The sequence below is a fragment of the Photobacterium pectinilyticum genome (assembly GCF_024357955.1).
GTDB classification, from domain to species: Bacteria; Pseudomonadota; Gammaproteobacteria; order Enterobacterales; family Vibrionaceae; genus Photobacterium; species Photobacterium pectinilyticum.
In genome coordinates this window covers 40,070-50,641 of sequence record NZ_JANEYT010000034.1, presented here as the reverse complement: position 1 = coordinate 50,641, position 10,572 = coordinate 40,070, and the positions used below count along the sequence as shown (strand labels likewise).

Sequence of the window (10,572 nt, the reverse complement as noted above, 5' to 3'; positions counted from 1 at the left end):
GCGATCGCGGCCTACGGCCGCTCTCTAAAAAAGAACCCCACTTAAAAAGTGGGGTTCGTCAGCAATCTGAAGCCAGCTGGTATACCAGCTGGCTTCATACTCATCAGAATTCAAACGAAGAGATCTATCCCTCGTTTTACAGCACTGTAGGGATTAGATACCCAGTGCCTGACCACCACCGATCTGTAGCGTTTCAGCTGTGATGAATGATGCGTCTTTGCTTACTAGGAAAGAGATTGCAGAAGCAACTTCTTCTGGCTGACCAAGACGACCAAGCATGATGCTGTTAGCCCAAGAAGCAAATACTTCTGGCTTAGTTTCTTTGATTTGTGCGTGGAACGGCGTATCGATAGTACCAGGAGATACCGCGTTAACTCGGATGTTCGCTGGAGCCAGTTCTTTAGCAAGTGCACGCGTTAGCGTGTGAACAGCGGCTTTAGATGTACCGTAGATACCCGCGCCTGGGCCACCTGCGTTCCAAGCTGCGTTAGAAGTAAAGTTGATGATTGACGCATTGTCAGACTTCTTCAGGAACGGAATTGCAGCACGAGAAACAAAGAATGCACTATCAAGGTTAAGCGCCATAACTTTGCGGAAGAAATCAGTTTCCATGCCTTCGATTGGGCTACGGCCACCTAGACCACCAGCGTTGTTAACAACAACATCGATTTGACCGTATTTTTCACCGATAGCATTGATGTTTTCAGTTACTGCATGCTCATCAGTAACGTCAAAGCCACGGTATTCCGCTTCGATGCCTTCACCTGTAAGTTCAGCAACACAGCTTGCACCTTTAGCGTCTTCGATACCGTTCAGAATCACAGTGTAACCATCTTTACCAAGACGTTTAGCAACTTGGAAACCGATACCACCTGTAGCACCAGAGATAAAAGCAACTTTATTAGACATATCAATGTTCTCTTTGAGTTAGTTAATGGCTATGCCAAAGGGATCTATGAAGAGAGGCTCTTCGACATCTAGCAATCAATAATATTGTATTACAATAACACCTTTCATGAGAATTTCAAACAAAGTGAAAGGTTCAATAGTGATCTTCGTCTTGTTTAGGCACAAAAAAAGCCTTGGTACTATCACCAAGGCTCTTCGTTGTTGCTAATTCAATACTTACTTTCTAGGCCGCTGAGGCAGTTCATTGCGAGTTAAATAGCCGTCGCGATTGGTATCTAACTTATCGAAGTCACGCTTTAATGGCCCACGAACTTCATCACGAGAGAGTTTGCCGTCGTTATTTGTATCCATTTGGGTAAATGGGTCATGACCTTGGCGTTGCCCTTCTTGTCTATCCTTTGTTTTACTGTCTTGCTGATTGCGAGGCTTATGTGAATCTATTGACGCCTCAGAGCCATTAAGAATGTACTGTTTAGTGGAACGCTCAATCGCTTCAGGCTGAGCCACAAACACTGTAGCGTTGTCAGTCACACAGCGTACGTTATTGCTATAACGGATAGCATCCCCTTGTGGGCCATGGCCCTGAGGATAATCAATCCCCTCATAGACTTTTGGGTCACTTCGCTGGGCACCTGCACCATGAACATCAACCCACTCACCATTCATATTACCGAGTGAACGACCAAACGCCATATATGCCGCATTTTTGCCATTTTTCAGGTTTTGGTGAGTCGTGCTGCTCCAGTAACTCGGATAGTCCAGCGTTTCTCCCTCATTAAAAATAGGAGTCACCTCGAACACATTGTCGATAGCGGCGCTGTTAGTGGTACCTGGCGACTTGGTATAATCGACAATGGACTGTAATTCCTTAATGTTCGGCAGTCTCCAGTTACTGTTACCCGCCAATTCAAGATTTTCACAGTATTCCAGTGCTGCTGGCCAATCCATCCCAGCACCGCTATCAGCCTGCTGCCAAGTCAATCCCGTTGCATTATCAGTCACAGTCCCATTGTTGTTATTTGAAAAATCGTTAATGCCGTAATCGGTGTTGCCACGAACAACCATGACATAAAAGGTTTTCTCCCCTCCATGCGGAGACTTCATACCATAACCTTTTATACGACCATCGATAAAATTCACGCCAAATACGGTCTCATCACCATTCATCGTGGTTGACACATATTTAGTGCTACTCACATATTGAGAATCAATCAATCGCTCGCCAGCACTAAGATCACCGGACTCGAAGCCGAAGTACTCGTGATCAAGGAATGGACGAATAGAATACGTACCAGCGCCGTTTAAACCACTCGGATCCTCACCATCGAACATCATCAATGAATACAGTTCTTTGATGGTCGGTACACGCCAATCACTGTGGCCTGCCAACTGCAAGTTTGAAGCATAGGCAACCGCTTCATCATAAGTCATCTTATCGGCTGCTGTTATTTTCCCATCACCATTGGTATCCGTGGTTTGTGCCCAAATAAGACCGGTATGGTTATCTGTTACCGTGCCATCATTATTACGGGTATAACTCGGGGCGCGGCCTTGGTACTGGGCATCCTGACCAAAACCCGTTTTACCTTTCTCGGTTGGGCATTCATCTAAAACGTTCTGCGCATCAGTACAAACTGACTGATTGGTATCGACGATGCTATAGCTGTATTGCGGTGACTGGTTGGTCGCTGCGACTGTTGAGAAAGCGGTCATGCCAGTGATTGCTAACGCAGCGGTTAATTTCGAAATGCGGAGAAAAGCGCGTTTAAACTCAGTCTTTTTCATGGTTACCCCAATCAAGCTTTAATGTGTTGATGGGGTAACTATGCGCTGTAATTGTGTATGAAATATGGAGTAATTTAGGAGATTGCTTCAAGTTCAAACCGGTAACCTACCCCATAGACCGACTTTATCCAGTCACTCTCACTATCGATGGCTAGGATCTTCTTACGGAGATTTTTTATATGGCTGTCAATGGTACGATCAGTCACCACCCGGTCGTCAAAATAAATTTTATCCATCAACTGATTACGGCTAAACACCTGGCCGCTATGCTGAGAGAAATACGCCAACAAACGAAACTCCGCCGGCGTGAGATTGAGTGCTTTGCTATGCACCCAAGCTTGCATTTTAACCTCATCAATCCTTAACGTAGATTCGGTTTTTTCCGTCGACGTTGACTGAGTTCGCCGCAGTATATTCTTAACCCTAACCACCAACTCCCTTGGGCTGTAGGGCTTGCAAACATAGTCATCAGCGCCCAACTCCAGTCCCAACAAGCGGTCAATCTCATCCACTTTTGCCGTCGCCATAATGACAGGCACATCGCTAAACGTGCGCAATTCACGGTAGATATCTAAACCATCGCGGTTTGGCAGCATAAGATCCAAGATCACCAACTCGGGGGAGTGCATTTTTATCCATTCTATCACTTGGTTACCATCTTCAATGATATGACTCTCATAGCCACTATGCGACAGGTACTCTCCCAGTACATTGGCCAATGCAGGTTCATCTTCGACAATCAAAATCACGTTGCACTCTCCTCTACCTTCATCCTTGCCTTGGTAAGGTCACCACCATCTTAATCCCCCCCCGTTCTGAGGGAGCTGCATGTATATGTCCTTTATGGGCTTCAAGAATACTCTTGCAGATAGCTAAGCCCAGCCCGGAGCCGCCATGTTCCCTGCTGCGTGATTGGTCAACCCGGTATAGTCGGTCAAACAACTTAGGTAACGCCTCATTATTGACTCCCGGCGCACTATCTTCAATCGTGAGCACCACTTCCGCCCCCTTTTGAGCCAGTGAAACCCAAACATTACCACCAACATCGGTATAGCGGTAACTGTTCTCAAGCAGGTTTGATACAACCTGCTCGATTTTCTTTTGCTCCCCTGTCACCATCATTGGTTGACAATCCGCTTTAGGCCGATGCAAAACTATCTGCTTCTCCTTAAGCCTCCTTTCATAACGATCCAAGCAAGGCTTCAGCAAATGATTGAGCTCAAGGGGTTCAGCGACTATGGCACTATTTCCTGCCATATCTGCCAGCGATAGTACGCGTAACTCTTCCACCAATTTCGACAAATTAAGCACTTGGTGGTGCAAGGATTCCATATAACGGGGTTCTGGCTGGCGAATACCATCAACCAAAGCCTCCAACTCACTACGCAGAACAGCCAAAGGGGTACGTAGCTCATGAGAAATATCAGACAACCATTGCTCGCGCATTTTCTCTTGCTGTTTCAGACTCGCGACAAGATGATTAAACGCCTGTATCACATCGGTCACCTCATCATTACCCCGGATATGAATGTGGAAATCGAGATCGCCCCGCTGGACCGATTCCGCTCCCCGATGCAGTGCCCTGAGAGGTTTAAGCAGGTAACCGACTAAGCCACTAGCAAAGACTAAGCTGACAACCAAGGTCACCAATGAAATAAAAACAATATTGCGGGTTTGGGAGCGCAAGAAGCTTTCAGCCAACTCATTAGACAGCGACTGGCTTTGGAGCACCGTTATCCACCCAACTGGCCGCCCTTCATAATTCACAGCCACTTTTTCCAACCGTAAATCATTGGGAAGCGACTGTAAGTTCTGCGGAGCCCCCAACAAAGGCTCGTTCTCGAGCGAAACGAGGTTAACCCGCACCCCTAACGGTACAAAAACAGACGAGGGTTTATCTAAGGGCAATGCCTGCCCAACGTCGTCTGGGGGGAGGCCTATCCCTGGGTTAGAAGCTGGGTTAGAGACTGGGGCTGGGTGATGCCCTCGAGGGGGCGGAATTTCACCAATCTGCCGCAGCATCGATGCAAAAATATGAGGCGACTCGACCAGCCGTTTCCAACCGTATTGTTTAGAGTAATAGGCGGTCAGTTTTTCTGCCAGAGCCTCTACTTTCAGTATTTCTTCCTGATTAATAAATCGCTGAAAGCCCTCTTTGAAGCTGGAGTTGATCAGCAGGCCCATGCCAATAGCCACCAGCACACTACTGAAAAAAAGACAAAAAAAGAGTTTTCGAAATAAAGAAACCCGCATCGGCAATCCTACGTTGAAGTCACTCAATAAGCCTACAGGAAAAAATGGGAGAAAATATGAAGAACGCCAAAGATAAGACACTCATGGCTCTAATTACAAAATATCTAACGCAGAAAACAGCGATTTTAACCTGCAAGACTGAGCAAGTATTTATGTAGGTTGGTATTATTCTAGTGAAACCAAACACCTTGACGTTTGGGGTATACGAAAAGCAAAAAAGGCGCCGAAGCGCCTTTTTATCATTCAACCGAGAAGTCGATTACTTTGGCTGGTTGCTGTACGCACAACCTTCATACAGGGCTTCCTGAGTCGCCTCTGCAGAGTAGTTAGGGTTAGCAAACCATGTACTTTCATCGGCAAGGTTCACTGACACATTGATAGAGTCACGAGCACCTGGGCCTGAACGCATTACACAGATTTCTTTGTTCTGCAGCTTGTTCCACAACTCGGCACCCGCGCCTTCACGCAGCGACAGAATATCACCTTGCTCAGATACAGCACCGGCAGCATTCGCTGGACCGTATTGCTTAATGTACCAGTTCACATTTTCGAACTTGCTACGATCCAATACACCTTCGTTTTCAACGTATTCGGTGATCATGTCACGTACCGCGTAAACAGGCTCGTTCGATGAGTCCCAAATCACTTGCTCACCGGTGATCCACTCTTCGCCAAGCAAAGTACCTAAACGATAATCATTGATCGCCAATACATAATCAGCGTCAGGATTAAATTCACCGCCACGGATCTCGGTGATATCAATACGCTCACCCACCGTATTACTCAGATCCACGGTATATTGGATAGAACCATCAAAGATGTCGTAGTTGTAGGCAGGGATAGCCGAGTTGAAAGAAACCGTAATATCGTTGGCTTGGTAAGTATTGAAGTAACCGTAAGACCACTCCATGTACGCTTTCAGTTGCTCGCCCTTGATGCTAACCGCAACCAATTGGTTGTCATACATGTATAGGTTGGCACTGTCTTTCTTACGGTATTCCTGACCATCAAACAGGTTCGAGCCGTCGGAGAACAGCGCTGCGGCTGATACGTCGACTTTGATCTCATTGCCTTCAGAGTCAGAGCCTTTTTGCTCAATGTTCATGATTTGGATCTGGTTGATCAAATCCGTGATCGGCATATCCGACAACTTGCCAGTATGGATTGAGCTGTAAAGGCGTAAACCTTCGCTGTTTAGCACTTGCTCTTCAAGTACCGCTTCGTCAGCAAAACCACCTTGAGAGTTGGTGAAGTTACCTTTTACTTCACCAATTTTGATGTTGGCATCGGTAACAGAGGCATCATGGATATGCTGCATTTGCTCTTGCAGTGTATTGTCTTCTTGTACATTCTCAACCTTGCGGTTAGACAATGTAGTATCAACAATCTGCCACTTGCCTTGCGGATCTTTTTCCAGTTCGATCTCTGCTTTAGCCAGTGCCCAACCCCAGTTACCCGGCTCGATGATCTTCACTTTTTCATGGCGGTTTTCAGCATTGTAAACGCCCGATTTAGCCTTGTCTTCCTGCTCGCTGTTACCACCGACAGAAATTTCTGGCATTTCCGCACTAATATCTGCGCCTTTCTCAACTTGCTCAATGAAGCGAGCGTGCTCGTGACCCATGAAGATCACATCAAACTTATCAGCAAGCTTAGAGGCAATCTCATGAACACCGCGACCGTGCTCTTTACGGCCATGGTGAAGGGCACCAATCACCACGTCAGGCTGGTACTGTTCGATAACGTTATTTACGGTATCAGTAACCGCTTCTAACTCATCTTTGAAATCCAAGTTACGGAAATTCTCTGGGTTAGAGGCATTCCACACTTTAACGTAAGACGGTGTTAAACCAACAACAGCTACTTTGGCACCATTGTAATTGAAGATCTGGTAGCCACGTAGGAACGGGACTTCTTCTTCGTTGGCTTTACAGTCAACCGAGTTTTTATCCCAAATAACATTGGAAGAAACCACTGAACCGTTGAAGTTTTCAAGGCTACGCTCAAGAAAAGCGCGCTCGAAGTCAAACTCGTGGTTACCCGGCACCCACAAGTCGTAGTTTAGGGTGTTCATGGTTTCAACAACTGGGTGGACAGGATCGTTGTTGAATAGCTCTGCCGAGTTGCCCTGAACGGTATCGCCTAAGTCGATCAGCAAGAAGTTGTCATTGCTGGAGCGCTCGTCACGTAGCAGGGTGGCAATTTTTGAGAAACCCGCATTTCTGTCTACGCCATCAAGCGCGTAATCATAAGCGAAAATACGACCATGCATGTCACCGGTCGCACCAATAGTGATCGTCTGGCTTGTTAATTCGTTATTGGTGCCTTTCACGATTACCGATGGGGTCGGTTCAAAGGTTTTACATTCAGCGATGGATGCTGGCGCTTGATCATTGGCATAACTGGCAGTAGAAACCAGTAGGATAGCGGCACTTAACGTCGCAAGTTTAAAGGTTTTATTTTTCATCTCACAGAGCCTAATGTCTTGGAATAAACGTAGGCAATATAAGGAGAAATAATAGAATAAGTACTTAAAATTCAACCTATCTGTTTCAATTTGTAAATTCGGTAAGTTGGATAAATACCGCGTTAAATGTAAACCGTTGCATGCTACTCAATTGTAAACATGCAACATGTTAAGCACAGTTTTATGGATACATCTCGAACAAGCAATACTTCGCTCATCATTCTTTTCATCTGCAATTGACTAATACCAATCTGGATAAGTCGTTGATCAAGTATTTGCACTGGAAAAATCGCTGTTATCAAGGCAGATATTGCAGTAACTAGTGGCTCTAATTACAAAATATCTAACGCAGAGAACAGCGGTTTAAACCAGCAAGACTGATCAAATATTTATATGTAGGTTGGTATAATAACCTGCATTGTTGAACTCATGGTCGTGGGATCGTAAATCCCCAGCCAATCACTCGGCTAGGGATTTTTTAGTTACACCAATCAAAGAAAGCTAGATAGCACTTTCGATCTTATGCCCTTTCGGCAATTGGTGGGCGATCCCCTTATGGCAGTCAATACAGGTATTGCCGTCTTCGATTGCCCGGCTATGAATACCGGCAGCGACCGACTTCTGGGTGCTAAAATCCATATACTCAAAGTTATGGCAGTTGCGACACTCTTGCGAATCATTGGCTTTCATGCGGTCCCATTCACGGGAGGCCATTTCAAACCGGTGATCCTCGAACTTCTGCGGTGTATCGACAATGCCTAGCGCTTTGGCATAAAGCTCTTTCGAAGCTTGGATCTTACGCACCATTTTCGGCGCCCACTCTTTTGGTACATGGCAATCCGGACAGGTCGCCCTAACACCACTGCTATTGTTGTAATGAACCGTCCCAACGTATTCTTGATAGACGTTGTTCTCCATCTCATGACAACCGATACAGAAGCTTTCCGTGTTGCTGTACTCCATTGCAGTGTTAAACCCGCCCCACAGGATAACACCTGCAACCACACCCACGGTCAGGACTGTGCCAATTGCAAAATGGCTGGGCTTTCTGAACCACTGCCAAAAACGCCGGATGATACCAGGTCGTTGACTCTCCATAGCCCCTCCTATTGGCCGAACTTACCAGCCGGTTTAAAGGTATTCTCCACTAGCGGTGCGGCATCAGATTGCGATACATGACACTGCAGACAAAAGTAACGGCGTGGTGCAACATCACTCAGGACCTTGTTATTGCTATCCATGTAGTGAGTTGGGCTAACCCTCGGGGCACCCGTCCTGCGGTATTTATCGACATCATGGCATTGCAAACAGCCATTGTTACTCGGGTTGATCTGCACCATATCCGTTGAGTGCGGGATCAAAGGGGGTTGATGAACATATTCCAAGGCCAGCTTATCTTGCATTTTTGGCACCGGCTTAATTGGCGCAACGGTATTAGTATCCGCTATTTCCTGCGCGCCACGTAACGAGGTAACTTCTGCAAATGCGGCAAGGCTCACGACAGCCGCCAGCAGCGCAGACACAACATACTTACCCTTCATCTTTATTGGCTCCAATTCTTATTTTAAATTCCAACACTTCCTCGGAACAGACATCGATACAGCGTCCACAACTGATACAGTCTTGGCTCATCACCTTGCGATCCCCACCTTTAAGCGGTTGTCTCAGCACTTCTGGTTCGGGGCACACGTTGAAGCAATCCATGCATTTGTTGCAGGCTTCGCGGTTGGTCGCGGTGATACGAACCAGGCTTTTGCGGCCGATAACCCCATATGTCGCGCCAAGCGGACATAAATGGCCACACCAACCATGTTCAACCAATACCACGTCCAGCAAGAACACCAGCAAGATCAGCACCCAACCCGCACCCATTCCGAACACTAAACCACGGTGCAGCGCTGCCACAGGGTCAATCCAGCTCCACAGCACCGTGCCGGAGATCGCACTGCCAAGCAGCAACACAGGCAACAACCAGTAGCGCAAGCTTGATGGCCAGCGGTAACTGAGCTTGATACCCAATTTACGGCGCAACCATGCTGCCAGGTCCGTCACCATATTGAGCGGGCAAACCCATGCGCAGAACACCCGTGGTGCCAACAAGGCATAGAATCCCACCACAATGGCGCCGCCCAGCAGGGCAGCCAGTTCTGGCCAGTGACCTGCTGCGATGGTCTGCAGCAAGATCAGCGGGTCGGTCAATGGAATCGTATCGAACAAGGTGCTTGCCGACAGGTTACCCCGTAGCACGCCCAGTGCCGGGCCGATCATGAACAACGCGATGATCAGCAACTGACAACTGCGACGTAGCAGCAAAAAGCGATGTGCTTTCCACCAGCCCAGTGAAGCGGTAGCCGCTTTACCAGCATCTTTTGCCAAATGCTTAGCCATTACTGACCTCCTCCGCTGTTACCCGGCTTATAAGCAGGCAAAGTCAGATCCTCAGGGACCAAACTTTCCCCTTTCTTGGCCTTCTCTTCCCAGCCCAAACGGTAATGATGACCCAACTCACCTTTTGCTAATACCGTGGGAACTACCTTGATGGCGGCTTCATCCAGCACACAAGCTTGCTCGCATTTACCGCAACCGGTGCAGACATCCGAATGCACCGTCGGGATAAACTTGGCGTGGTAGCCGGTACGTTGGTTACGGATTGGCACTAGGGTGATGGCTTCATCAATCAGCGGGCAGACTCGGTGACATACATCGCAGCGTAAGCCCAGCCAGTTGAGACAGGTCTCATGGTCAATCAATACCGCCGTTCCCATCCGGGAGTCATCAATATCTTTCAAGCCATGATCCAGCGCGCCACTCGGACAGGCTTCCACACAGGGAATGTCTTCACACATCTCACACGGTATCGTTCGGGCGGTAAAATACGGCGTACCCGATGCCACTGGCGACAATAAGCTTGCCAGTTTCAAGGTGTCATAAGGGCAGGCTTGAACGCACAAACCACAACGCAAACAGGCCTGTAAAAACTCTGGCTCAGGCAATGCGCCGGGCGGCCTTATCGGCACCCCGCTGCTGTCAGCCTGGCTCTGTTTGCTTTGTAATCCAAGTACGGTCGCAGCCGCTCCCACACCCACAGCCGTTCGCGCAGCATCCCGAAGGAAGCGACGACGGCTTTCCGATGATTTGAGAGGTGAACGCTTCATCAG

At 47.7% G+C, this 10,572-nt stretch carries 9 protein-coding genes; all 9 read right to left on the bottom strand.

Going from position 1 to position 10,572, the window contains the following annotated elements; translation table 11 throughout:
- Positions 1 to 153: 153 nt before the first annotated feature.
- The 9 genes from NHN17_RS15005 to napG all read right to left on the bottom strand — a co-directional run bounded on the left by NHN17_RS15005 (position 154) and on the right by napG (position 10,569).
- Complete coding sequence (locus NHN17_RS15005; RefSeq protein WP_255043385.1) at positions 154 to 909, bottom strand: SDR family NAD(P)-dependent oxidoreductase; 756 nt, start codon at positions 907 to 909, stop codon at positions 154 to 156.
- A gap of 216 nt (positions 910 to 1,125) precedes the next feature.
- A complete protein-coding gene (locus NHN17_RS15000) occupies positions 1,126 to 2,694 on the bottom strand; it encodes an Lcl domain-containing protein (protein WP_255043384.1) in 1,569 nt (522 codons plus the stop codon).
- A 74-nt stretch (positions 2,695 to 2,768) separates the two neighbouring features.
- Positions 2,769 to 3,443: a response regulator gene (locus tag NHN17_RS14995; protein WP_255043383.1), complete on the bottom strand. Its 675-nt coding sequence runs from the start codon at positions 3,441 to 3,443 to the stop codon at positions 2,769 to 2,771.
- A gap of 19 nt (positions 3,444 to 3,462) precedes the next feature.
- Positions 3,463 to 4,947, bottom strand: a complete 1,485-nt coding sequence (locus NHN17_RS14990) for an ATP-binding protein (RefSeq protein ID WP_507237093.1) — start codon at positions 4,945 to 4,947, stop codon at positions 3,463 to 3,465.
- 259 nt (positions 4,948 to 5,206) lie between these two features.
- Positions 5,207 to 7,414, bottom strand: a complete 2,208-nt coding sequence (locus tag NHN17_RS14985) for a bifunctional metallophosphatase/5'-nucleotidase (protein WP_255043381.1) — start codon at positions 7,412 to 7,414, stop codon at positions 5,207 to 5,209.
- 501 nt (positions 7,415 to 7,915) lie between these two features.
- Positions 7,916 to 8,512 carry a cytochrome c-type protein NapC gene (gene napC / locus NHN17_RS14980; RefSeq protein ID WP_255043380.1) on the bottom strand — a complete coding sequence of 199 codons (597 nt, stop codon included), beginning with the start codon at positions 8,510 to 8,512 and terminating at the stop codon, positions 7,916 to 7,918.
- Between the two features lie 8 nt (positions 8,513 to 8,520).
- Positions 8,521 to 8,955: a nitrate reductase cytochrome c-type subunit gene (locus tag NHN17_RS14975; RefSeq protein WP_255043379.1), complete on the bottom strand. Its 435-nt coding sequence runs from the start codon at positions 8,953 to 8,955 to the stop codon at positions 8,521 to 8,523.
- Positions 8,945 to 9,802 (bottom strand): quinol dehydrogenase ferredoxin subunit NapH, encoded by an 858-nt coding sequence (napH, locus tag NHN17_RS14970; protein ID WP_255043378.1) that lies wholly within the window; start codon positions 9,800 to 9,802, stop codon positions 8,945 to 8,947. The genes NHN17_RS14975 and napH overlap by 11 nt, the downstream gene beginning before the upstream one ends.
- The gene (gene napG, locus NHN17_RS14965; RefSeq protein WP_255043377.1) at positions 9,802 to 10,569 is read right to left on the bottom strand and encodes a ferredoxin-type protein NapG; all 768 of its coding nucleotides are present in this window, start codon (positions 10,567 to 10,569) and stop codon (positions 9,802 to 9,804) included. Before napG ends, napH begins: the two co-directional genes overlap by 1 nt.
- Between the last annotated feature and the right edge of the window lie 3 nt (positions 10,570 to 10,572).

Excerpts from the sequence above, each read along its gene's own strand:
- napG (WP_255043377.1), bottom strand. The coding sequence starts at position 10,569 with ATGAAGCGTTCACCTCTCAAATCATCGGAAAGCCGTCGTCGCTTCCTT.
- NHN17_RS14975 (WP_255043379.1), bottom strand. The coding sequence starts at position 8,955 with ATGAAGGGTAAGTATGTTGTGTCTGCGCTGCTGGCGGCTGTCGTGAGC.
- NHN17_RS14985 (WP_255043381.1), bottom strand. The coding sequence starts at position 7,414 with ATGAAAAATAAAACCTTTAAACTTGCGACGTTAAGTGCCGCTATCCTA.
- NHN17_RS15005 (WP_255043385.1), bottom strand. The coding sequence starts at position 909 with ATGTCTAATAAAGTTGCTTTTATCTCTGGTGCTACAGGTGGTATCGGT.
- NHN17_RS14990 (WP_507237093.1), bottom strand. The coding sequence starts at position 4,947 with ATGCGGGTTTCTTTATTTCGAAAACTCTTTTTTTGTCTTTTTTTCAGT.
- napH (WP_255043378.1), bottom strand. The coding sequence starts at position 9,802 with ATGGCTAAGCATTTGGCAAAAGATGCTGGTAAAGCGGCTACCGCTTCA.
- NHN17_RS15000 (WP_255043384.1), bottom strand. The coding sequence starts at position 2,694 with ATGAAAAAGACTGAGTTTAAACGCGCTTTTCTCCGCATTTCGAAATTA.
- napC (WP_255043380.1), bottom strand. The coding sequence starts at position 8,512 with ATGGAGAGTCAACGACCTGGTATCATCCGGCGTTTTTGGCAGTGGTTC.